The organism is Hydrogenophaga sp. FG152 (assembly GCF_057809615.1).
In genome coordinates, this window is the sequence record NZ_JBMDKH010000007.1 from 109,464 (window position 1) to 131,728 (window position 22,265).

At 64.8% G+C, this 22,265-nt stretch carries 19 protein-coding genes and 2 pseudogenes; 13 read left to right on the plus strand and 8 right to left on the minus strand.

Features of this window, described 5'->3' with window-relative positions; translation table 11 throughout:
- The first annotated feature begins 9 nt into the window (after positions 1–9).
- Positions 10–219, plus strand: coding sequence for a hypothetical protein (locus ACODTB_RS10515; protein ID WP_291118003.1), 210 nt, complete (start codon positions 10–12; stop codon positions 217–219).
- Positions 220–275: 56 nt separating this feature from the next.
- Here the strand turns inward: ACODTB_RS10515 and ACODTB_RS10520 are convergent, their stop codons facing one another.
- Positions 276–1,163 carry a LysR family transcriptional regulator gene (locus ACODTB_RS10520; RefSeq protein ID WP_291118000.1) on the minus strand — a complete coding sequence of 296 codons (888 nt, stop codon included), beginning with the start codon at positions 1,161–1,163 and terminating at the stop codon, positions 276–278.
- A 100-nt stretch (positions 1,164–1,263) separates the two neighbouring features.
- Here ACODTB_RS10520 and ACODTB_RS10525 point away from each other — a divergent pair, with 100 nt between their 5' ends.
- The 5 genes from ACODTB_RS10525 to ACODTB_RS10545 all read left to right on the plus strand — a co-directional run bounded on the left by ACODTB_RS10525 (position 1,264) and on the right by ACODTB_RS10545 (position 5,628).
- Complete coding sequence (locus tag ACODTB_RS10525; RefSeq protein ID WP_488929291.1) at positions 1,264–1,692, plus strand: tellurite resistance TerB family protein; 429 nt, start codon at positions 1,264–1,266, stop codon at positions 1,690–1,692.
- On the plus strand, positions 1,689–2,081 hold the full coding sequence (locus ACODTB_RS10530) for a hypothetical protein (protein WP_488929292.1): 393 nt from the start codon (positions 1,689–1,691) through the stop codon (positions 2,079–2,081). The genes ACODTB_RS10525 and ACODTB_RS10530 overlap by 4 nt, the downstream gene beginning before the upstream one ends.
- Positions 2,082–2,214: 133 nt before the next feature.
- Entirely contained in the window at positions 2,215–3,687 is a 1,473-nt protein-coding gene (locus ACODTB_RS10535) for a UbiA family prenyltransferase (protein WP_488929293.1), read from the plus strand.
- Positions 3,688–3,704: 17 nt separating this feature from the next.
- Entirely contained in the window at positions 3,705–4,067 is a 363-nt protein-coding gene (locus ACODTB_RS10540; RefSeq protein WP_291121883.1) for an SMR family transporter, read from the plus strand.
- A 10-nt stretch (positions 4,068–4,077) separates the two neighbouring features.
- Entirely contained in the window at positions 4,078–5,628 is a 1,551-nt protein-coding gene (locus tag ACODTB_RS10545) for a glycosyltransferase family 39 protein (RefSeq protein ID WP_291121884.1), read from the plus strand.
- On the opposite strand, the gene alr is transcribed toward ACODTB_RS10545, so the two are convergent.
- Positions 5,629–6,744 (minus strand): alanine racemase, encoded by a 1,116-nt coding sequence (alr, locus tag ACODTB_RS10550; protein ID WP_488929294.1) that lies wholly within the window; start codon positions 6,742–6,744, stop codon positions 5,629–5,631.
- Positions 6,745–6,953: 209 nt separating this feature from the next.
- Here alr and lplT point away from each other — a divergent pair, with 209 nt between their 5' ends.
- Positions 6,954–8,225, plus strand: coding sequence for a lysophospholipid transporter LplT (gene lplT, locus ACODTB_RS10555; RefSeq protein ID WP_488929295.1), 1,272 nt, complete (start codon positions 6,954–6,956; stop codon positions 8,223–8,225).
- Positions 8,226–8,349: 124 nt separating this feature from the next.
- Here lplT and ACODTB_RS10560 read toward each other — a convergent pair whose 3' ends face one another.
- The gene (locus ACODTB_RS10560) at positions 8,350–9,543 is read right to left on the minus strand and encodes a response regulator transcription factor (RefSeq protein WP_488929296.1); all 1,194 of its coding nucleotides are present in this window, start codon (positions 9,541–9,543) and stop codon (positions 8,350–8,352) included.
- A gap of 171 nt (positions 9,544–9,714) precedes the next feature.
- On the opposite strand from ACODTB_RS10560, the gene ACODTB_RS10565 reads away from it, so the two are divergent.
- Positions 9,715–10,200, plus strand: coding sequence for a glutathione peroxidase (locus tag ACODTB_RS10565; RefSeq protein ID WP_382163347.1), 486 nt, complete (start codon positions 9,715–9,717; stop codon positions 10,198–10,200).
- 13 nt (positions 10,201–10,213) lie between these two features.
- Positions 10,214–10,696 (plus strand): annotated as a pseudogene (locus tag ACODTB_RS10570) (LytTR family DNA-binding domain-containing protein); the annotation flags it as partial.
- Between the two features lie 406 nt (positions 10,697–11,102).
- Here ACODTB_RS10570 and glcF read toward each other — a convergent pair.
- From glcF to ACODTB_RS10595, 5 genes are all read right to left on the minus strand, one after another.
- Positions 11,103–12,335 carry a glycolate oxidase subunit GlcF gene (gene glcF / locus ACODTB_RS10575; protein WP_488929297.1) on the minus strand — a complete coding sequence of 411 codons (1,233 nt, stop codon included), beginning with the start codon at positions 12,333–12,335 and terminating at the stop codon, positions 11,103–11,105.
- Between the two features lie 13 nt (positions 12,336–12,348).
- A complete protein-coding gene (gene glcE / locus ACODTB_RS10580) occupies positions 12,349–13,449 on the minus strand; it encodes a glycolate oxidase subunit GlcE (RefSeq protein ID WP_291121888.1) in 1,101 nt (366 codons plus the stop codon).
- 75 nt (positions 13,450–13,524) lie between these two features.
- Positions 13,525–13,743, minus strand: a complete 219-nt coding sequence (locus ACODTB_RS10585; RefSeq protein WP_291121887.1) for a hypothetical protein — start codon at positions 13,741–13,743, stop codon at positions 13,525–13,527.
- A 116-nt stretch (positions 13,744–13,859) separates the two neighbouring features.
- Positions 13,860–15,275 (minus strand): ammonium transporter, encoded by a 1,416-nt coding sequence (amt, locus tag ACODTB_RS10590; RefSeq protein ID WP_291121886.1) that lies wholly within the window; start codon positions 15,273–15,275, stop codon positions 13,860–13,862.
- 32 nt (positions 15,276–15,307) lie between these two features.
- A complete protein-coding gene (locus tag ACODTB_RS10595; protein ID WP_291124926.1) occupies positions 15,308–15,646 on the minus strand; it encodes a P-II family nitrogen regulator in 339 nt (112 codons plus the stop codon).
- Positions 15,647–15,978: 332 nt separating this feature from the next.
- On the opposite strand from ACODTB_RS10595, the pseudogene ACODTB_RS10600 reads away from it, so the two are divergent.
- The 4 genes and pseudogenes from ACODTB_RS10600 to ACODTB_RS10615 all read left to right on the plus strand — a co-directional run.
- A pseudogene (locus ACODTB_RS10600) lies at positions 15,979–16,938 on the plus strand (YifB family Mg chelatase-like AAA ATPase); the annotation flags it as partial.
- Between the two features lie 438 nt (positions 16,939–17,376).
- On the plus strand, positions 17,377–19,701 hold the full coding sequence (locus tag ACODTB_RS10605; RefSeq protein WP_488929298.1) for a hypothetical protein: 2,325 nt from the start codon (positions 17,377–17,379) through the stop codon (positions 19,699–19,701).
- A complete protein-coding gene (locus ACODTB_RS10610; RefSeq protein WP_488929299.1) occupies positions 19,698–21,737 on the plus strand; it encodes a hypothetical protein in 2,040 nt (679 codons plus the stop codon). Before ACODTB_RS10605 ends, ACODTB_RS10610 begins: the two co-directional genes overlap by 4 nt.
- Complete coding sequence (locus ACODTB_RS10615) at positions 21,734–22,264, plus strand: hypothetical protein (protein ID WP_488929300.1); 531 nt, start codon at positions 21,734–21,736, stop codon at positions 22,262–22,264. Before ACODTB_RS10610 ends, ACODTB_RS10615 begins: the two co-directional genes overlap by 4 nt.
- Position 22,265: the final 1 nt, after the last annotated feature.

Genomic DNA, 22,265 nt, shown 5'->3' on the forward strand with positions numbered 1-22,265 from the left:
ATGCCGCCCATGAACCAAAAACTCGCGCTCTGCATGGCCACGCTGCTGCCGTGGCTGGCCGCCTGCTCCACCACCACGCCCACACCGCCCGCGAGCGAGCGCTCACCCATCATGTGCACGCAGGATGTGCTGCAGTGCCCCGACGGCCGCTTCGTCGGTCGCACACCACCCGGATGCGTCTTCGTCTGTGCCGCCAACACGGCCCCGGCCGCGCGCTGACATGCCCTGGCGCCACCGCGCCTGAACCCTCTGGTGGCCTGTTCCGGGGAGGCGGCTCAGGCGGTCGCCGCGCTGAGCAGGCGCTGCACCAGCGGGTGCTGCACCTTTCTCGCGGTGCCGATCGCATAGAAATGCTCCTGCACCCCGTCGCAGGGCGCGACCCAGGCCAGGCCATAGGCCTGCGCGAGCTGCTCGCGCATGCGCTCGGCGGCCGGCAGCACGCCCATGCCCGAGGCGCCGAAGGTGGCCAACAGGGCGCTGTCCTCGAACTCGCCCACCACGCGCGGCGCCACCCGCTGGCGCTCGAACCACTGGTCGATGCGCAGGCGCACCGAGGACTGCGCCGTGGGCAGCAGCACCGGCACCTGCGACAGGCCGCGCGGAAAGTCACTCTGCGCCTGGGCCAGCAGGGCCGGGGGCGCGTACCAGCCCAGGGGCGACGCGCCCAGCGCGTGGCTGTACAGCTTGAGGTTGGGGTTGGCCGGCGCGGGCCGGTCGGACAGCACCACGTCGAGCCGGTGCAGCGCGAGCGCGGCCAGCAGGTCGTCGAAGCTGTCCTCGTGACAGAGCAGGCGCAGGTTCGCCTCCGTCAGCACCGGCGCGAGCAGCTCGCGCGCCGCCAGTTTGGGAAGGCCGTCGGAAATGCCCACCACCAGGCGCACCCGCTGCTGGCTGGCGGCATCGCTCACCGCGCCGCGCAGCTGTTCGCCGAGCGAGAAGATCTGCTCGGCCAGCGCCAGCGCGGTCTGCCCGGCCTCGGTGAGCGCCAGGCCGCGCCCGGCCGGCTTGAACAGCGCGTGGCCGAGCGATTGCTCCAGCTGGCGCACCTGCGCGCTCACGGTCTGCACCGCCATGCCCAGGCGGGCCGCCGCGTGCGACATGCCGCCCTCCTTGGCCGTGACCCAGAAGTAATACAGGTGCTTGTAGTTGAGTTGCGGGTCCACGCTTCGTATTTTTAGGATATTGGTTCTCTGATTTGCTGCTTTTTGCGAAGTTCAAAACTGCGTATCGTCGAGGCTTTCCCCTCCAAGGACATCGACGCCCATGCGCACCTATCCCACCAACAGCCCGCAGGCGGCCGCGCGCCTGCTGGCCATGGCCCTGGTGGCCGACGGCAACTACTCGTTGACCGAGATCCGCGCGCTCGACCGCATCCGGGCCTCGCGCCGGCTGGGCCTGAGCGCCAGCGCCCTCAAGACCGTGCTCGACCACTTCTGCGAAGACCTGCTGGCCGCCGCCCAGGGCCGCTGGAGCGGCTCGGCCGACATGGACGGCGCCCTGCGCCAGCAGCTGCTGGACGAGGTGCGCGACCCCGCCTTGCGCGACCTGGTGGTGGACCTGTGCCAGGCCATCGTGCAGGCCGACGGCCACGAGGCCGATGGCGAAGCCGCCCTGCTGGACACCTTCACCCGGGCCTGGCGGCAGCCACTGGCGACCCGCCGGGTCGCCTGGTCGGTGGGGGCCCTGTCATGAAGCCGCTCATCTGGGGGGTGTTCGGCCTGCTGGCCCTGTGCTGGACCGGCCTGGCCGCTGCCTCGGTGCAGATCACCGAATGGCTGCTGACCCTGGTGGGCACAGGCCAGGCGACCGACCTGGCCACCGCCGCGGGCCAATGGCCGGTGCCCGAGTGGCTGGCGCTGTGGGTCGATCCGGCCTGGGTGAAGGCCATGCAGGGCGCGTGGCTGGGCCTGGTGCAGTGGCTGGGCCAGGTTCTGCCATCCGGCAGTGGCCTGATGGCCTGGGTCACGCCCCTGGTGTGGATCGCCTGGGCGCTGGGCCTGTTGTGCCTGCTGGTGCCGGCGATCGCGCTGCACTGGGTGGCCGGCCGCCTGAAGCTGCCACCGCGACCCGCCAGGGGCTGAGCCCCCGGGGCGCGGCGCGCCGAAACCACAGCAGCGTGCGCAATGCACGGACCGGGGAGAAACGGGCCGGCGCGTCACGAGGGAAGTGAGGACCGACCCCTAAAATCGGCCCACACTTCCCTGGACGCACACCTTGACGCCCAACACCACCCCCGCGCCGACCGATGCCTGCCCGCTCTATGTGGACCTGGACGGCACGCTCACGCGCAGCGACACCCTGCACGAATCGGCCATGTTGTTCGTGCGCGCCAACCCGCTGAACCTGCTGCGCATGCTCACCTGGCTCCCGCTGGGCAAGGCCGGCTTCAAGCAGCGGCTGGCCAGCGCGGTGCGGCCCGACCCCGCGCGCCTGCCCTACAACGAGCCCTTCGTTCAGTACCTGCGCGACGAACACGCGCGCGGCCGGCCCCTGGTGCTCGCCAGCGCGGCCGACGCGCGCATCGTGCAGGACGTGGCCTCGCACCTGGCCGTGTTCGACGACAGCCTGGGCACCAACGCGCAGGCCGACGGCATCAACCTCAGCCGCGGCAACAAGCGCGCGGCGATCGACGCCCACGCCCGCGCCCAGGGGCACGGCAGCTGGGCCTATGCCGGCAACAGCCGCGACGACCTCGACGTGTGGGCCGGCAGCGCCGAGGCAGTGGCGGTGAACGCCTCCAGCGGCGTGGTGGCCTCGCTGCAGCGCACGCACCCGCAGGCCCGCGTGTTCGAGCGCGAGCCCCTGCGCCTGAAAACCGTGCTGCGCGCGATCCGGCTCAAGCAATGGTCCAAGAACGGCCTGCTGTTCATCCCCCTGCTGGCCGCGCACTCGCTGGACCCGGCGCTCTGGGGCGCGGTGTTGCTCGCCTTCCTCGCCTTCGGCCTGTGCGCCTCGGCGACCTACCTGGTCAACGACCTGCTGGACCTGCCCAACGACCGTGCGCACCGCATCAAGCGCCACCGCCCGCTGGCCTCGGGGGCGATCGGCATCACCACGGCCGTGGGGCTGGGTGCGGCCATGCTGGCGCTGGCCTTCGTGCTGGCTTTCGCGGTCTCGATCGGCTTTGCCGTCATGCTGCTGGCCTACACCGTGACCACGCTCGCGTACTCGATGTACCTCAAGCGGCTGGCCCTCATCGACGTGCTGGTGCTCTCGGGCCTGTACACGCTGCGCATCGGCGCGGGCGCGGTGGCCTCCGGCGTGGACCTGTCCAACTGGCTGCTGGCGATCTCGATCTTCCTGTTCCTGAGCCTGGCGCTGGTCAAGCGCTGCGCCGAGCTGGAAGAGCTGGAAGATGACCAGCGCACACTCGCGCCGGGCCGGGGCTACCAGCCGCGCGACTTGGCCTCGCTGCGCGCCATGGGCATGTCCAGCGGCTTCATGGCGGTGCTGGTGCTCACGCTCTACATCGACAGCCAGAACAGCCAGAAGCTCTACGCCCACGCCGACTGGCTGTGGGCTGCCGCGCCGGTGCTGCTGCTGTGGATCATGCGCATCTGGCTCAAGACCGGGCGGCGCGAGCTGCACGGCGAGGACCCGCTGCAGTTCGCGCTGAAAGACCCGTTCAGCTGGGTCACGCTGCTCGTGATGGGCGGCATCGGCTTCGTGGCCACCGTCGGTTTCTGAACCCAGGACACCCCTTCATGAAATCCATCGCCCTGGGCCTGGCCCTGTTCTGCGTGCTGCTGTCTTCGGCCGCGCAAATCGCCATGAAGCGCGGCATGGGCGCGCCCAGCGCCGCCGCCGACGTCGGCAGCACCTACCTGCAGGCGCTCAGCAGCCCGCTGGTGTGGGTCGGCCTGATGCTCTACGGCGCCAGTGCCGTGCTCTGGCTGTGGGTGCTCTCCCGGCTGGACGTGAGCGTGGCCTACCCGCTGGTGAGCCTGGGCTTCGTGGTCACGCTCGCGCTGGGCGTGCTCTGGCTCGGTGAGCCCTTCTCGTGGCTGCGCGTGGCCGGCTGCACGCTGATCGTGGTGGGCGTGAGCTTGCTCGCCCTGGATGCCTGACCCCCTGACCATGCACGCTTCCGAGTTTTCCACCCACGCCTCGCGCCAGATCTTCTGGGTCGCGTTCGCCGCCACCCTGCTGCTCAAGCTCGTCATCGCCGCCGGCTTCCCCATCACCGGCGACGAGGCCTTCTTCTACCAGTGGGGCGTGTTCCCATCCTGGGGCTACTCCGACCACCCTCCGATGGTGGGCTGGCTGATCGCGGCGCTGCGCCAGATCAGCGACCACCCGCTGGCGCTGCGCAGCTTCACGCTGCTGCTCACCAGCGTCATCGCGCTCGGCGTGGTGGACCTGCTGCGCCGCTTCCTGCCCGAAGACCGCGAGGCCAGCGCCTGGCTGGCGGGCGCGGTCTACCTGGCGATGCCCTGGTCGTGGATGTTCGTGCTGGTGACCACCGACACACCGCTGATCTTCTTCATGGTGCTCTCGGCCTGGTGCTACCTGCGCGCCGACACCAGCGCGCAGCGCGCCAGCGTGCCCTGGTACGCGCTGGCCGGCGCCTTCCTCGGCCTGGCTTTCCTCTCCAAGTACTTCGCGGCGCTGCTGGGCTTCGCCTACGCGGCGCACTGCTTCGGCTGGCGGCGCGAACGCTGGTGGGCCCCGTTCCTCATCTTCGTGCTCGCCCTGCCCTCGATCGCGCTCAACATCGCCTTCAACGCCACACACGGCTGGACCAACGTGATGTTCAACGTGTTCAACCGCAACGAGGGCTCGGCCTGGTCGTTCGAGACCTTCGGCGTGTACCTCGCGATGGCGCTCTACCTGCTCACGCCCTGGCTGCTCTGGCGCGCGCTGAGTGCGCGCGGCACGGCCTCCGGCGTCTCGCCCACCACCAGCCGCACGCTGGCCGTGCTGTGGCTGTTCCCGCTGATCCTGTTCGCGCTGCTGAGCACGCGCCGCACCATCGGCCTGCACTGGGTGCTGGGCTTCGTGCCGCTGTTCGTGGTCTGGGCCGGCCTGCGGCTGGATGCGCGCGCGCTGCGCCGTTGCCTGACCTGGACCGTGGCGCTCTCGGTGCCGCACCTGCTCGTGGTCGCCGCCATCGCCTGGGCGCCGCTCGCCTGGTGGCAGCCCTTCAAGATCCACGACCGCGCGGTCTTCCTGCGCGAAACCGCCGCCGTGGTCGCCGCGCTGGAGAAAGACCTGCCGGCGGGCGCCACCCTGATGGGCCGCACCTACAACCCGGCGGCCATGCTCGCCTTCCACCACAAGCGATACGTGCCCGTCTTCGGCGTGGGCAAACACCATGCGCGGCAGGACGACCAGATCATCGACTTCCGCCGCTACGACGGCCAGCCCATCCGCGTGTTCCTCTACGACGAACCCAAGCTGGAGGAGTTCGCTCCCTACTTCGAGCGCGTGAGCGCCAAGCGTTTCGACGTGGACGGCGTCGCCTTCTACGCGGTCGACGGCCAAGGCTTCAAGTACCAGCCCTTCCACGACACCGTGCTGGCCGAAGTCGCCCGCGAGTTCCACGACATCCCGAAATGGCTGCCCATCCTCGGCAGCCCCTTCTGCGAGCGCTACGGGTTCGAGGCCTGCGCGCCCGGGCGTCCCTGATCAGGCCGCGGCGAACGGCACGCGGGGCGCCACCGCGCACATCAGCTCATAGCTGATGGTGCCCGCAGAAGAAGCCACCTCATCGATCGGCAGCACCTCGCCGCAAGACGACGAGGCCCGCCCCCACAGCACCACCTCCGACCCGATCCCCGCAGACGGAACGGAAGAAAGATCCACCGTGATCATGTCCATGCTCACCCGCCCGATCAGGCGCGTGCGCACCCCATCCACCAGCACCGGCGTGCCCGTGGGCGCGTGCCGCGGATAACCATCCGCGTAACCACAGGCCACCACGCCGATGCGCATCGGCCCCTCGGCCGTGAACGTCGAGCCATAGCCCACGGTATCGCCGGCCTGCAGCGTCTGCGTGCCGATGACCCGGCTGGACAACGTCATGGCCGGTTGCAGGTCCCAGTCGCTCACCCGCTTTTCGGGGAAATCGGGCGCGCTGCCGTACAGCGCAATGCCCTCGCGCACCCAGTCGGCCGACAGGCTTTGCGCCCCCCGCAGCGCCAGCTTCGCGTGGCGCAGGATGGCCGCGCTGTTGCACAGCGTGCGCTCGCCGGGCAGGTCGGCGGTGGCGGCCTCGAACGCGGCCACCTGGTGCGCGATGCCGCGCACGCCGTCGGCGTCGCTGAAGTGCGTCATGAGCGAGATCTCGTCCACCTGCGGCAGCGCGTTGAGCCGCGCCCAGGCGCTGCGGAAGGCCGCGGGCGTGAACCCCAGGCGGTTCATTCCGCTGTTGAGCTTGAGAAAAATGCGGTGCGGCACCTGCGTCTTGTGCGCGGCCAGCCAGTCGATCTGCTCGGTGCAGTGCACCGTGTGCCACAGGTGCAGGCGCGAGCACAGCTCCAGGTCGCGCGGCTCGAACACGCCTTCGAGCAAATGGATGGGGCCGCGCCAGTCCAGCGCGCGCAGGCGCTCGGCCTCGGCCAGGTCCAGCAGGGCAAAACCGTCGGCGCTGCGCAGCGCGTCGAAGCAGCGCTCGATGCCATGGCCGTACGCATTGGCCTTGACCACCGCCCACACGCGGGCGTCGGGCGCGAAGTGGCGCGCGCGCGCCAGGTTGTGTTGCAGGGCGTCGGCATGGACGGTGGCAAGAATGGGACGGGGCATGACGGGCGGCGGGAGGCGTCGGGGGAACGTGCGGGAAGTCGCGGGACGGGCCGTCGGATCGACACCGGGGGGAACCCGCCCCGGTATTTTCAGGGTGGCGTGCTATAACCCGGCATCGTCTGGAGACCCGTCAACTGTCGCACAAAAAAGGCCGGTGCATCGGCTCAGCTCCCCCTGGCTGAAGCGCCCCGGCACACAAAATCATCTCCATGAAGCGCGGCTTCTACACCATCATGACGGCGCAGTTCTTCAGCTCGCTGGCGGACAACGCGCTGTTCGTGGCCGCGATCGAACTGCTTCGCACGCGTGGCGCCCCCGAGTGGCAGAGCGCCGCCCTGGTGCCGCTCTTCGCGCTGTTCTATGTGGTGCTCGCGCCCTTCGTGGGCGCCTTCGCCGACGCCAGGCCCAAGGGCCAGGTCATGTTCATCAGCAACGCCATCAAGGTGGCGGGCTGCCTGCTGATGCTGGTGGGCGTCCACCCGCTGCTGGCCTACACCCTGGTGGGCCTGGGCGCGGCGGCCTACTCGCCGGCGAAGTACGGCATCCTCACCGAGCTGCTGCCGCCTTCGCAGCTGGTCAAGGCCAACGGCTGGATCGAGGGCCTCACGATCGCCTCCATCATCCTGGGCGTGCTGCTTGGCGGCCAGTTGGTGAGCCCCTGGATTTCGTCCCGGCTGCTGGCCGTCGACCTCCCCGGCATCCACCACGCAGCCGAAGCGGCGATCGCCGCGCTGGTGGTGGTGTACGCGCTGGCCGCCTGGTTCAATACGCGCATCCCGCTCACCGGCGTCACGCCGCGGCCGATGCCGACGAACCCGCTGGCCCTGCTGCCCGATTTCTGGCGCTGCAACAGCCGACTGTGGCGCGACCGCCTGGGCCAGATCTCGCTGGCCACCACCACGCTGTTCTGGGGCGTCTCGGGCAACCTGCGCTACATCGTGCTGGCCTGGGCCGGTGCCGCGCTGGGCTACGGCACCACCCAGGCCTCTTCGCTGGTCGGCGTGGTGGCGATCGGCACGGCAGTGGGCGCGGTGGTCGCGTCGATGCGCATGCGGCTGGACCAGGCCACGCGCGTGATGCCGCTGGGCATCGCCATGGGGGTGCTGGTGATCCTGATGAATTTCATCGACAACGTCTGGGTGGCCGCGCCCTTCCTGGTGCTGCTCGGCGGCCTGGGCGGCTTCCTGGTGGTGCCGATGAACGCGCTGCTGCAGCATCGCGGCCACAACCTGATGGGCGCGGGCCGCTCGATCGCGGTGCAGAACTTCAATGAGCAGGCCTGCATCCTGACCCTGGGTGCGCTCTACAGCTTCTCCACCGGCATGGGCTGGTCGGCGTTCGCTGCCATCACGGCCTTTGGCGTGCTGGTGGCCGGCTGCATGGCGCTGATCGCGCTGTGGCACCGCCACAACCAGCGCACGCACCCGCACGAGCTGGAACGCCTGCTGGAAATCGCCCGCCGCGACGACTTGCACGGTTGATCCCCCCGCGCCGCACCTGCGGTGCGTCACCCCCCAGGGGGCAACACCTGCGGCCCGGCAAAGCCGGTTCCGCGGTGTTCTGGACGGCGTTTCTTCTCTCGTGACGCTCCCCACTTCATCGACGTCAAAACCCGACGTTGGTGGGTGCGAAGCCGTTCAGACTGACCAGGCGGTGGTTGGCCAGCACCTTGTAGAGCTCGGCCTCGCCCACGGAACGGGAGAGGTAGGCGTCGCTGCCGGCCAGACCGGCTTTCATGCGGTCCATGCTGCCCGCGGTGGGCGCGAACATGATGACCACCGGTGCGCCCTTCGGGCCCTTGGTCTGCTTGGCGGCACGGCAGATGTGGTTGGCGTCGGGCTCACCCTTGAGGCGGTCGATCGCCACCACGCGGTAGGCATGGGCCTTGAGCATCACCAGCGCCTGCGCGCCCTCGCGCGACCAGTCCACCGTCAGGCCGTACTTCTTGAAGCGCTTGAGCAGGATGCGCCCTTCCACCAGGCTCTCGGCGACCAGCAGCATGTCGCCGAGTGGCGCATCGGGCACGGGCGCGGCCTTGTCGGCGCTGAGGCGGGACTTGGGTGAGCGGGTGCGGGGCGCGGCCAGCGCGGGCAGGTCTTCGAGGCTGCCGAAGTCGGTCATGCGCATCACGCCAGGGCGTGCGGCCGGCGCGGGTGCTGGCACGGTGCTGCCGCGCGCGGGCGCAGCAACCACCTCGCCGCGCACCAGGGGTCGCGTGGGTGGGAACTCGGTGTCGGGCGAGCGGCGCCGGCCGACGCGCGCGGCCGGCGCCATGGCGGGCAGCGGCAGCAAGGCCCCATAGGGCTGGGTCAGGGCGAAACCCCGGTCGGCCCCCGCGCCGGGCGCGACCTGGGGCGGGTGCGGGGGCGTGGGCATCGCGCGCCCGCTGGCCAGCTGCATGCTCGCATCCAGGCCCTGGAATTGGGACGGCTGGAAGGGCTCGCCGCCGCTCGCGGCATCGGCCGCACGGCGCCGCGCGGGCGGGGGCCGGGTGGCACCCACCATCTCGTCGAGCGCGGCCAGCATGGCCACCAGCTTGACGGGCTTGCGCTGCAGGGGCCAGCCGGTGCCGCCGTCGGAGCTGCCCACCAGCATCACCCGGCCGGGCAACTCGGCGTCGCGCACCAGCACCACGGCCTGCACGTTGTCGGCATTGACGATCAGGATCTGCGCGTCCATGACCTCGTCCTGCACCAGGTAGCCCGGCGGCCGGCGCGAGGCCAGGCGGAAGAACGATTCGAATGTGGACGACTCGGTCTGGGAGAACCCCACCAGCGCCACCGTGTATGCAGCCACCATTCTCCAGCCCCAGATTCGTTATTGGATGTTGCGGGTCAGTATGCCCGCACCGCCCAGGCCGGGGGAAGAGGGAAGCGTTACGCCAGCGCCCGAGAATGCACCTTTCGTCGTACATCTCCGCTGCGGCGCACAATCCGTCACACTGCACCCACCCCCGTCCCAGGAGCCCGCATGAGCAGCATCTACGACTTCGAAGCCCAGTCCATCGACGGCAAGCCCGTGCCTTTGCGGCAGTTCGAAGGCAAGCCTTTGCTGATCGTCAACACCGCGAGCGCCTGCGGTTTCACGCCGCAGTTCGGCGGGCTGGAGAAGCTGCACCAGGCGTACGGCGCGCGCGGCCTGGTGGTGCTGGGTTTTCCGAGCAACCAGTTCGGTGGCCAGGACCCGGGCAGCAACGACGAGATCGCCAGCTTCTGCCAGCTCAACTACGGCGTGAGTTTCCCCATGATGGGCAAGATCGACGTCAACGGCGCGAACGCGCACCCGCTCTACCAGTGGCTCACGGCCGAGGCCCCGGGCCTGCTGGGCAGCAAGGCCATCAAGTGGAACTTCACCAAGTTCCTCGTGGGCAAGGACGGCCGCGTGCTCAAGCGCTACGCGCCGCAGGACGCGCCGGAGAAGCTGGCGAAGGACATCGAGGCCGCGCTCGCGGGCTGAGGCCGAAGACGCCCTGATCGTCGCGGCGCTGATGAGCTACCGCTTTCTGATGCTGCGGCTCACCGGCGAGGCGAAGCTGCTCGATGCCCCGGAGCCGGCCCCTGGCGGTGCCGACGCGGCGCCCTTGCCCGCGCCGCGTCCGGCGCGTTTTCTGGTGCGCAAGCTGCGCCGCGAGTTCCTGGTGGCCGCGTCGGACATCGAGTGGGTGCAGGCCCAGGGCAACTATGTGGGGTTGCACGTCAATGGGCACGACTGTCTGCTGCGCTCGACTTTCACCGAGTTCCTGCAGCAGCTGGACCCGGAGCGTTTCGTGCGCGTGCACCGCAGCCACGCGGTGAACCTCGACCATGTCGCCGAGATCGAGCCGCTGGACAGCGGCGATGCGCGCCGGACCATGAGCGATGGCTCCACGGTGCCCTGCAGCCGCCGCCATCGGGATGCGATCGGCCAGCGCGGCAGCGTCTCACCCGGCTCTGGGGCGGTGGCACCTCGCTGAATACCTTTTAGGGGAGGCTCGTGCGGAGACCTCGCGTCAGGCCAGTGGCGGGATCCGACTGCTCCGGCCCTGCTCGCGGGTGTCTGCCCGGGTCCGCAAACGCCCCTTCGTCAACACCGGGTGGGCGCGCACCCTCTGTGGCAACCGCGAATGGGGGCCTGCGCATTCGGATCCCGCCACTGTCCTGCAAGAAGCGTGGGCACTCCCAGCTTGGCACGCCTGCTTTTGTCGTGGGGCGGGTGGTCCGGGCAGGAGGGCGCTGGCCCCATTCGCGGTTGCCACAGAGGGTGCGCGCCCACCCGGTGTTGACGAAAGGGTAGCGGCAGACCCGGGCAGACACCCGCGAGCGGCCGGCGCCCTCCTGCCCGGACCACCCGACCTTGCCAACCGCGGTGGAGCGGAAAACTCAGAACCCCAAAGCCTCGTCAAGCACCTCGACCCAGTGCCGCACCGGCGTGGCCGTGCCGCTCTGCAGGTGCGTGATGCAGCCGATGTTGGCGCTGGCGATCACCGCCGGCCGCAGCTCATCCAGGTGGCCAAGCTTGCGATCGCGCAGGGTGTGCGCGATCTCGGGGTTGAGCACCGAGTAGGTGCCGGCCGAACCGCAGCACAGGTGGGCCTCGTTGTTCGCCACCTGCACCGTGAAACCCAAGGCGCCCAGGTGCTGCTCCACCCCACCCTTGAGCTGCTGGCCGTGCTGCAGCGTGCAGGGCGGATGGAAGGCCACCACGCGCGCCGCATCCGGCGCCTGCTTCAGCAAGGGCCGCAACACCGGCACCAGCGCGGGCAGCAGCTCGCTCAGATCGCGCGTGAGTTCGCTCACGCGCGCGGCCTTGGCGGCGTAGGCCGGGTCGTCCTGAAGAATGTGCCCGTACTCCTTCACCGTCACGCCGCAGCCCGAGGCGTTCATCACGATGGACTCGACCCCGCCTTCGATCAGCGGCCACCACGCGTTGATGTTGGCCCGCATCTGGGCACGCCCGCCGTCCTGGTCGTTCAGGTGGAACTTCACCGCGCCACAGCACCCGGCCTCGGTCGCCACCACCCCCTGGATGCCGGCCGCATCGAGCACGCGCAACGTGGCGGCGTGGATGCTCGGCAGCATCGCCGGCTGCACGCAGCCCGCGAGCAAGAGCACGCGGCGCGCGTGCGTGCGCGTGGGCAAGGCACCGGCCGCGCGCGGCGCGGGCACCTTGTCCTTCAGCAGGCTGGGCAGCAGCGGCCGCACCATCTGGCCGAGCTTCATGGCCGGCGCGAACAGCGGCGAGGTCAGGCCCTCCTTGAGCAGCCAGCGCACGGCCTTTTCACCCACCGGGCGCGGCACTTTCTCATCCACGATCTGGCGGCCGATGTCGACCAGATGGCCGTAGTCCACCCCGCTCGGGCAGGTGCTTTCGCAGTTGCGGCAGGTGAGGCAGCGGTCCAGGTGCAGCTGGGTCTTGCGCGTGGGCTCGGCGCCTTCGAGCACCTGCTTCATCAGGTAGATGCGCCCGCGTGGGCCGTCGAGTTCGTCGCCGAGCAACTGGTAGGTGGGACAGGTGGCGGTGCAGAAGCCGCAGTGCACGCACTTGCGCAGGATGGCCTCGGCCGCGCGGCCGTCGGCGCGCTGCTGGTATTCGGGAGAGAGCTGGGTTTGCATGGCTCGGTTCCCGTCAGCCCATGCGGCCCGGGGTGAAGATGCCCGCCGGGTCGAACTCGGCGCGCAGGCGTTGCGTGATGGTCTGGATCGCCGTGGCCGCCGGGTGGAAGCGCGGCACGCCGGGCGCGCCGTCGGCCCCGGCGCGGAACAGCGTGGCGTGGCCGTTCACGGCCGCGGTGGCCGCCCGGATCTGGCCGGCCGCGCCAGCGGGTGCCCACAGCCAGCGCTGCGCGCCCTGCCATTCGATCAGCGGCGCCCAGGGCAGGTCCAGCACCGGCGCGGTCTGCGGCACCGACAAGCGCCACAGGCCCAGGTCGGCCGCCGGTGCATCGAAGAACGGCAGGCGCTGGTCGCGGGTGTCGGCCCAGTCGCGGCCGGCCTGCGTGGGGTCCACGCGGGTGCCGCCGGCCTCGAGCGCCAGGCGCTCGCAGGCGGCCTCCACCGCCGCGACGGCACCGCGCAGGCGCACGGTGAGGCGGTCCGCAGCCCAGCGGCTGGCATTGACCGGCAGCGGCTGGCCGCCCCAGCGGTGCACTTGCTCCAGCGCCTCGTGCTGGCCGAGTGGAAACAAGAGCGTGGCCTCGGCCGGCGCCACCGGCAGCACCTTGAGGCTGACTTCGGTGATCACGCCCAGCGTGCCCAGGGAGCCGGCGAGCACGCGGCTCACGTCGTAGCCGGCCACGTTCTTCATGACCTGGCCACCGAAGGTGAGCAGCTCGCCGCGCCCGTTGATGAAGCGCGCGCCGAGCACGTAGTCGCGCACCGCGCCGGCGCTGGCGCGCGCCGGGCCGGCCAGGCCGGCGGCCACCATGCCGCCCACCGTGCCGCCAGGGCCGAAGTGCGGTGGCTCGAACGGGAAACACTGGCCGCGCTCGGCCAGCACCGCCTCCAGTTCGGCCAGCGGCGTGCCCGCGCGCACCGTCACCACCAGCTCGGTCGGCTCGTAGCTGACGATGCCCGACCAGCCGGTGGTGGGCAGCAATTCATCCGCGCCCGGCTCGCCGTAGAAGGCCTTCGTGCGGCCGCCGGCGATGTGCAAGGGCGAACGCGTGGCCGCAGCGGCGCGGACCCGGTCAATCAGTTCGCCGGGGATCTCGTGGGGCGGGAAAGACATGGCGCCGATGGTAGTCGCGCAGCCACTCGCTGGCTTTGAATTTTCTGCACGCCGCGATGCAATCGCGGCCCGGGCTTACCTTGTGTAGCCCGCGCACATGCCGGCATTGGGCCGGCCCTTGCATTCGCGCAGAAGCCGCTTCTCGCGAGCGGCCGGCGCTTCCTCCGAGGTGGACTTGTGGAAGGTGACCTTGGATGGCAGCTTGCGCGCCGAGCTCTCGGCGGCGTGAAGCGTGGCGGCCGCCAGAGCGGCCACCAGGGCGACGGCGCCCAGGCGCAACGGGTTCCTGAACATGGTGTCCTCCTTGGATGGGTGAGTCCCGGGCGCGCATCATACGAAAGTTCTCATGTCGAAAAAAAACCCGCGTGCCCTGAGGCAACGCGGGTTCAACATCCAAAGGAGATTCGGGATCAGCGGTTGTAGGCCGTCTCGCCGTGCGAGGTGATGTCCAGACCTTCGCGTTCGGCTTCTTCGCTGACGCGCAGACCGACCATCATGTCGACGATCTTGTAGGCGACAAACGAGACCACGCCGGACCATACGATGGTCACGAGCACGCTCTTGACCTGCACCCACAGCTGGGCGCCGATGGCGTAGTCGTCGGCCTTGACGCCACCCAGGCTGGAGGCGGCGAAGACGGCGGTCAGGATGGCGCCGACGATACCGCCGACACCGTGCACGCCGAACACGTCGAACGCGTCGTCGGCACCCAGCATCTTCTTGAGACCACCCACACCCCACAGGCAGACCAGACCCGCGATCAGGCCGAGGGCGATGGAGCCCATCGGGCCGATGAAGCCAGCGGCGGGCGTGACCGCCACCAGGCCGGCCACGGCACCCGAAGCGGCACCCAGCATGGAGCCCTTGCCCTTGTGCAGCGCTTCGCCCGCGATCCAGGACAGCGTGGCCGCGCCGGTGGCGAGGATGGTGTTGATGAAGGCCAGACCAGCCACGCCGTTGGCGGCACCTGCCGAGCCGGCGTTGAAGCCGAACCAGCCGACCCACAGCAGCGAGGCACCGACCATGGTCAGCGTCAGGCTGTGCGGGGTGAGCGCTTCCTTGCCGTAGCCGATGCGCTTGCCCACCACGTAGGCACCCACCAGACCGGCGATACCGGCGTTGATGTGCACCACGGTGCCGCCGGCGAAGTCCAGCGCGCCGTCGGCGCCCAGCAGACCACCGCCCCAGACCATGTGGGCCATCGGGATGTAGCTGAAGGTGAACCAGATCACGGAGAACAGCAGCACGGCCGAGAACTTGATGCGCTCGGCGAACGAGCCCACGATCAGCGCGCAGGTGATGGCCGCGAAAGTCGACTGGAAGGCCACGAAGACGAACTCGGGAATCGTCGGCAGCAGGCCCGAGAGCGTGTCGGCCGTGATGCCCTTGAGGAAGACCTTGTCGAAGCCGCCCACGAACTTGCCTTCGCCCACGAAGGTCAGGCTGTAGCCGTAGACGCACCAGAGGATGGTGATCAGCGAGAAGATGACGAACACATGCATCAGCACCGACAGCATGTTCTTCGAACGGGCCAGGCCGCCGTAGAACAGGGCCAGGCCCGGGATGGTCATCAGGATGACCAGCATGGTGGAGGTCAGCATCCAGGCGGTGTCGCCGGTGTCGAGCGCGGGCGCGGCGGCGGCCGGTGCGGCCTCTGCGGCAGCGGCAGGCGCTGCTTCGGCCGGCGCAGGAGCGGCAGCCGGTGCGGCTTCGGCGGGGGCGGCCGCCGCAGGGGCTTCAGCAGGCGCGGCGGTCTGCGCCATGGCGTTCAGACCGCCAAAGGCCAGGCCCATGCCCAGGAACAGGGTTGCAATGAGTTTTTTCATGTCCGTGATCTTTCTTGTTCAGGGGGCGGCGATCAGAGCGCTTCCTTGCCGGTCTCGCCGGTCCGGATGCGCACCACCTGTTCCAGGGAAGTGACGAAAATCTTGCCGTCGCCGATCTTGCCGGTGCGCGCCGCACCTTCGATGGCTTCGATCACGCGCTCGACGAGCTCGTCGGACACGGCGGCCTCGATCTTGACCTTGGGCAGGAAGTCGACCACGTACTCCGCGCCGCGGTACAGCTCGGTGTGGCCCTTCTGGCGGCCGAAGCCCTTGACTTCGGTGACGGTGATGCCTTGCACGCCCATGCCGGAAAGTGCTTCGCGCACTTCGTCCAGCTTGAACGGCTTGATGATGGCTGAAACCATTTTCATGCTGTGATTCCTCTTCTAGAACGGAAGGGTGCTCAGACCGGAGGGCCGACACCGCGGTTTGCGGAGGGACCATGGAACTCCACGGCCCGGATTCAATCGCTTACACCCCCAAGCACGGACCGTGCCAACAGCCCCGCCCGCGTACCCCCCCGGGTTCGGGTCCTGGCGGCCACCTACAGTTGGGCCACGCGCCCGGATTTTTCAGGCGCCAGTGCCGCCCCGATCGCCCACAGCCACACCAAAGCTGTGCGCACCAATTGGGTGCGGTCCACCGTGCGCTTTTCGCCCCAGTTGGCGGCTTGGGCGCGCACCGAAACAGGGAGAAACCCCACATGAGTCTGTCATTGGTGCACAGCCGGGCGCTGCTCGGCCTGGAAGCCCGTCCGGTCTGTGTCGAAGTCCACCTCGCCAACGGCCTGCCCAGTTTCACGCTGGTCGGCCTGGCCGACACTGGCGTGAAAGAGGCGCGCGAACGCGTGCGCTCGGCCATCGCGAACGCGGGGCTGGAGTTCCCGTCGAACAAGCGCATCACCGTGAACCTGGCGCCGGCCGACCTGCCCAAGGACTCCGGGCGCTTCGACCTGCCCATCGCCCTGGGCATCCTCGCCGCCAGCGGACAGATCGACGCGGCGCGGCTGGCCGGCTGGGAGTTCGCGGGCGAGCTCTCGCTCGGTGGTGAGCTGCGGCCGGTGCGCGGCGCGCTGGCCATGAGCCTGGCCGTGCACCGGCAGGACACCGAGCGCCCGACCCGCCTGGTGCTGCCGCCAGGCAGCGCGGAAGAAGCGGCGCTGGTGCCGCAGGCGCAGGTCTACCGCGCACGCCACCTGCTCGATGTGGTCGCGCGCTTCCTGCCCGAGCGCGAAGCCGACACGGCGCCACCGCCGCCACCCGAGGAGGCCGGCTGGGCCCGCCTGGCGCCCACCGCGCGCGCCGCCCTGCCCCGCTACCCCGACCTGATCGACGTCAAGGGCCAGGTGGCCGCCAAGCGCGCGCTGGAGATCGCCGCGGCCGGCGGCCACAGCCTGTTGCTGGTCGGCCCGCCGGGTTCGGGCAAGTCGATGCTGGCCCAGCGTTTTGCCGGCCTGCTGCCGCCCATGGGCACGCTGGAGGCGCTGGAGTCCGCCGCCGTGGCCTCGCTGACCGGGCGCTTCAGCCTGGAGCGCTGGGGCCAGCGCCCCACCTGCGCGCCCCACCACAGCGCCAGCGCCGTGGCCCTGGTGGGCGGGGGTTCGCCGCCCCGGCCGGGCGAGATCTCCATGGCGCACCAGGGCGTGCTGTTCCTCGATGAGTTCCGCGGTTTGCTCTTTACAAGGCTCTTGTCAATTTGAGTTTTGGTATGCCTAGACCGTAGCTTTCTCTCTCTGTAGAAGGTCCAAAAACGGACCCACAAGGAGACCGGTAGTCGCTCAACCGAAGCTAGGCCGCCCGGTTGTCAATTTCATCGCCTCGGCCTCACACACACGGTCGGTCAGCTAGACGGCCGGCTCACCAGATGCCGAGGCGCCATAAAGAAAGGCCAGGAAAGTGTTCGGAAATACCGTGCACGGAGGTCACAAACCATTAGCCGCGAAACATTTATTTACACATTTAATGCACCGCGTCATATCAAATGATAAGAGTCGGCCGGTAATTTTCCATCAAGAATCAACAACTTAGAACAATCAGTCGGAATATTAAGATAACGTTATCATAATAGACGCTTTGCTTTTTTGGACGTATGGTATGCATCCATGCGTAATCCAGAACTGCCCCAGACAACTCGCAAAGCACAAATACGTACATTGCGAAGATTTCTCGGAGGGAAACCCATAATTCGCGGAAGGAATCGCTTCCTTTACCATGACCCAGTTGCCGTTCACCTCCCAATTGAGCAGTGCTTTGAGCAGATTCCAAAGCAATTTCGGACGAAGTTGCGTAATTCTTTTAGCTGCTACCTAGCCCTCACCTCCGCGCAGATTGCCCCCAGGTCCAATCTCGATCTCAATATCTACGCCGATAGCTTGGCGGGCTTTATTGGCGCCATCTATTGCAACGACTTCATTGAACTGAGTTCGCCCACCAAGTATTCATGGGTAAAAGCGCTTATTGAGGCATTTCAATATGCGCCAGTAATAGGCATAAAGCTACGCCATCTAAGGCCGAGCACACTTGGACCGACCGAAGCAATAGGGGAACAGGTACAAATCTTCCAAAATACTCCGCTCTGTGTCCGCGAGGCAGAGTATTGGTATTCGTGGTCAGCGCCCAATGCTAAAGGTGACCCACTTTGGCTACCATTTCCAAAATTGTACCGAAAGTTCGGCCGCAACTGGACACGAACCCTATTTTCATATGTTAAGACATGGCTTGCGGGGAGACACGCAACAACAATTCCTGTCCTTTCAGAATTCTGTGACTTCTTATCAGATAGCAACTATCTTGCCGAGGATTTGAAATCAGCAAATTGCATGCACCTGCTCTGGGAAGAGTTCTGGTCTGATTACGGGACGAGGATGAAAAATACTCAATCCTCAAATACCATAATAGTCGATTGGCATCACCACTGGTGTGACTTTGTTAAGACTGCGCTCGTCAGTTCTGGGCTATTCGCTCATGCAGATAACATCGATGGTCCTGATGCAGCAGCAGCACATTCAGTAAACACACGAGGAGACGCGACTCCTAAGCGCCATGAGAGTGACTGCAAATTGCTCGTTGACGTCCCCCTATCCGCTGGCGACAGAAAGGCTCTCGACTTACTGCTTGTTGAAATACCGCAATCACTGAACACAATTGACGCTTGGTGCAAGGCGTCATGCGCGGAAACGATGTGCAGGTACTTGCACAGACGGAGACTTCGAACGAAGGGGCAAGTTCGTCAGTTTCCCGCGCCAAAGCATGTCGGAGTAGAGGAGTGGAAGCTAAGTCGTAACAATCCTGAACATCTAGCAAATGCATCCGCGACCCTAGACCGATATGGGCTATCCAGTTTCGATGAGATTCGCCTCAACGAGCTATATCCGGTCCCGTTAGCTGTTACAGCATACGAGCTTGCGCTTCCGACAAGAGCCACATTACTGCCATTTGCTGCGGGCTTAGTGGCACTCCATCCAGAACTCACGCCATCCATGCTAGAAAATCTCACCCTATGGGATGAGAGGGGGAAACTACGGTACTTCTATCAAGTAAATTCCGATTGGTATTTAGAATGTGTGAAATTGAGGTCCGGGAAAAAAGCCTGGACAAGAATCAAACTCGAAAGACGGTCGAAACGGTTAATTCTTCAAATACTGCTGATAACACGTGAAGCCCGCAAACGTCTAATTCAGGACCAATCCGATGAGTGGCGCTTCCTTTTCATAGATACGTCGAAAGGATTTGGGAAACCAGGTCGCCTTAAGAAGTTTTCCAGTGACACTTCTCGCACAGACACTGTTCGCGAAATTGCCAAGAGATTCTGCCAAACAAGCGAGATATCTAATGATGCCGCAATTCGGTTGGCGACGAAGTTTTCACTACGTACTTTGAGAACCACCGTAGCTTTAGGTCGCGCCCTGAAAGCATGGTCGGAAGATGAGTTCTCAAAAGCCTTAGGTCACAGTCAGCCTGACCCTAAGCTACTTCGTCGCTATATTCCCGACAGTCTGATTAGCTATTTTCACGCTCGTGAAATCCGGAGATTTCAGAATTGCCTAATTCTTCATGCCACTGAAGGCACGGCATACCAGCTGAAAGCTACTGGTTTTGCGTCAATTGAACAGATGGAAGAATTTTTAGACGAGCAGGCGCTACCAGAACTCAAGGTAATTTTGGCGACTCGAGACAACCCACAGACAATTGCACCCGCTACCGGAAGCTTTCTTGCAGTTGCATCAGAAAGTGCATTTTTTTGCTGGGCGACATTGTCAAAGCGCAATTCTCAAAACAAGGCCGTGGGACTTCCTGCTACGAGCCTTGGTGAAATAGGTGAGCGCATTCTTGCATTCGTCGAAACACGTAGAGGAATTGACCCCTCAATTGACGACCGGGTTGACGAAATTTTGAAAAGGGTTCAGGTCAAGGAGGTCACTGCATGAGGCCACTGCCGACCCTAAACCATATTCATCATGCTATGGCATCAAAGCTCAAAAACGTGAGTTGGCATAAAACTGCTATAGGTAGTCCAATCTTTGCAGCGGACTTCGAGGATTTAGGCATTATTGAACTAGATTTCTCCGTACGTTTGTCGACTGGCCTTCTATTAACACATCCAAATCACAGCCAGCTCCTGATTGATATTCAAGAATATCTTTGCCTCCAGGGGGTGCGCGGCCTCTACAGTAAAGGGAACATCTCGCTCCGGTCTCAACGAGAGCATTTTATAAATGCCTGTAAAGTAGTTGACGGCCTACTTATGCATGACAAAGGGGAAATTGCGCGATTCGGATTCAAGGCGGTTTCGACCTATATGTTGAACTCGGTTGTTCAAGCCTATACAACATCTGGTGGCGGAGATGAGGGTTTATACAAATGGCGCAGCAGGCTTTCCAAATATTTGCGAGAACTGAGCGCTGAGGTAGACGATAGGGAAATTTTCATCACTAAGAGTGTCGTACCTGACATCGATGAACTCAAAGACATCGACCTACGTATCCTTGAGATTAATGACCATGAACTGGTCCGGGCAAGAGTAGCGCTGTACAAGATGGGAGTCGAGACCATAGACCCTATTTGGTCAACAAATAGCCTGGGAGCAGTTTGCACTGCGGTGCGCAGTGATATTTATTCTGACACCCTGTTGGGTGGTACGAACTTTCTTTCAAATCTTCATTTTCCAAATGAGATGAAATTTGGAAAACGGCGAAAACTCTATCGTGAATACCCGCGCGTGTACGTTCCTGAGAATTATGAAGCAGAACACATCCAGAAGAAGGGATTCAATGCTTTTAAAGGAGCAATCCTCTCATCGCGCCGTCTCTCCAACGCTGGGCTGAGCATTCCCGCTGACGTGTTGGATGAGTTTGAACAAATCGACCACACAGAACTGCTCCAGTTGACTGAAGCGGGTGGCTTTAAACACGCACCTCCGGATTTGGTTTTAAAGGCATTGCGGGCTTCAATCGAATTTTTTTACGAACACGGCGAACACCTTCTGGATTCGTGCGCTCGCGTGCTGACATCATCTGACCCAGCAATACTGAAGACTGGCAAGGCGGCCGCGTGTGATTTCCAGAAATACCTTGACCCTCGTAGCGTAGCTTTGGGCATTACAGAGTGGTCTCTCACGGTCTCGAGCGGGGCAGAGCACGGCAAGCGGTATGCCTCGGCGCTACGGAAGACAAGGGCCGGATTGCTCGACATGGTTCTTGTCCTCTTCGGAGCTTGCCAGGTGACGTTGGGTATCGTCCTGGCGCCCCGCAGCACCGAACTGCTGAGCATTAAATACGAGGACATCTCAGACGATGAGTTCTTCCTTGCTTTCTATTCGATGAAAACAGGGCATGGCGAACATCGGCGGCAGGACGAAGTCCCCCTTCCAAAAGTCGCGCTGGACATGCTCTTGTTACTCGACAGATTCCATAAGAGCGTTGGTACTTCGAGCCATCTGCTCTCCGTCCCAGGTGTCAGGGGAGGCTTCTCTAATAGTGATGAGGCTCTATACGAGGCACTAGACATCTTTCTTGACTTTATTGAGATTGACCTAGATTCGCATGGGCGTCGATATTATTTTAGACAGCATCAATTTCGCAAATTTTTTGCCGCAGTTTTTTTTCATTGCTGCCGGTTTGCGGGGCTCGACGCGCTTAGATGGATGCTAAGGCATGTGGATATGAGGCAAGTGTGGGCATATGTTCGCAGCTCTGTGCCCGGCCACGTTCTGAATCATTATTTTGCAGTAACCGCATCCCAACTGCTCAGGGACGGTTGCAATGAACTAATGTCGCTCTCAGACTTACTCCAAATTCATTTCGGAGTCAATGATTTGTCTTTGGTCTCAGAAGACGAACTCACCCAAAGAATCGAATATTTGCAATCAACTAGTGAGGTAGAGCTGCATCCCATTTTTATTAGTCAGGATGAGTTTGTTGACGTCCATGTTGGTGTAACCGTATTCAGCAAGGTGTTTGCATGAATTTCAGAGAAGGCAAGGACGCCTCCATCACACGACTATTTCAAGAGCTCAAAGCGGTTATTGAGAAAGATGGCTACTCTGCTTATCCTCAGATTTGCTCGAACAGCCTCAAAAGACAAGAGATGACAGCGGGCATCAATATCCCGGAAATTGGTGTCTTCCCCATGGCACTTGGCACCTTCAAGGCGAGTGCGCGCTGCCTGGATGGCGGCTTCGGAGCATTTGACACGCTGCGTCGTGCTGCTCTAGGGGTTGTTATCGGATATGAGGAGCGCAGCGCGACCCATAAGAAAAAGACGCTGCGGAGCCTTTCTCATCAACTAAACGACATTGAGACCGAACTAAGTGACTTGAGACAAGACCTTATGCGTGCTGGCAGCGCCATCAGATTTCTAATGAGAAAGTTGAACGCATATGCGAAAGAGTCAAACAATCCAGTGATTGTGACTAAAGCAATCCAGGACATTGACGCGGTTGAAAGGCTCCTTTCACACATTTCAACCATCGAACCCATCAGCAGAGGTTGAC

Excerpts from the sequence above, each read along its gene's own strand:
- ACODTB_RS10515 (WP_291118003.1), top strand. The coding sequence starts at position 10 with ATGAACCAAAAACTCGCGCTCTGCATGGCCACGCTGCTGCCGTGGCTG.
- ACODTB_RS10525 (WP_488929291.1), top strand. The coding sequence starts at position 1,264 with ATGCGCACCTATCCCACCAACAGCCCGCAGGCGGCCGCGCGCCTGCTG.
- ACODTB_RS10530 (WP_488929292.1), top strand. The coding sequence starts at position 1,689 with ATGAAGCCGCTCATCTGGGGGGTGTTCGGCCTGCTGGCCCTGTGCTGG.
- ACODTB_RS10540 (WP_291121883.1), top strand. The coding sequence starts at position 3,705 with ATGAAATCCATCGCCCTGGGCCTGGCCCTGTTCTGCGTGCTGCTGTCT.
- ACODTB_RS10545 (WP_291121884.1), top strand. The coding sequence starts at position 4,078 with ATGCACGCTTCCGAGTTTTCCACCCACGCCTCGCGCCAGATCTTCTGG.
- alr (WP_488929294.1), bottom strand. The coding sequence starts at position 6,744 with ATGCCCCGTCCCATTCTTGCCACCGTCCATGCCGACGCCCTGCAACAC.
- lplT (WP_488929295.1), top strand. The coding sequence starts at position 6,954 with ATGAAGCGCGGCTTCTACACCATCATGACGGCGCAGTTCTTCAGCTCG.
- ACODTB_RS10560 (WP_488929296.1), bottom strand. The coding sequence starts at position 9,543 with ATGGTGGCTGCATACACGGTGGCGCTGGTGGGGTTCTCCCAGACCGAG.
- ACODTB_RS10565 (WP_382163347.1), top strand. The coding sequence starts at position 9,715 with ATGAGCAGCATCTACGACTTCGAAGCCCAGTCCATCGACGGCAAGCCC.
- glcF (WP_488929297.1), bottom strand. The coding sequence starts at position 12,335 with ATGCAAACCCAGCTCTCTCCCGAATACCAGCAGCGCGCCGACGGCCGC.
- glcE (WP_291121888.1), bottom strand. The coding sequence starts at position 13,449 with ATGTCTTTCCCGCCCCACGAGATCCCCGGCGAACTGATTGACCGGGTC.
- ACODTB_RS10585 (WP_291121887.1), bottom strand. The coding sequence starts at position 13,743 with ATGTTCAGGAACCCGTTGCGCCTGGGCGCCGTCGCCCTGGTGGCCGCT.
- amt (WP_291121886.1), bottom strand. The coding sequence starts at position 15,275 with ATGAAAAAACTCATTGCAACCCTGTTCCTGGGCATGGGCCTGGCCTTT.
- ACODTB_RS10595 (WP_291124926.1), bottom strand. The coding sequence starts at position 15,646 with ATGAAAATGGTTTCAGCCATCATCAAGCCGTTCAAGCTGGACGAAGTG.
- ACODTB_RS10605 (WP_488929298.1), top strand. The coding sequence starts at position 17,377 with ATGCGTAATCCAGAACTGCCCCAGACAACTCGCAAAGCACAAATACGT.
- ACODTB_RS10610 (WP_488929299.1), top strand. The coding sequence starts at position 19,698 with ATGAGGCCACTGCCGACCCTAAACCATATTCATCATGCTATGGCATCA.
- ACODTB_RS10615 (WP_488929300.1), top strand. The coding sequence starts at position 21,734 with ATGAATTTCAGAGAAGGCAAGGACGCCTCCATCACACGACTATTTCAA.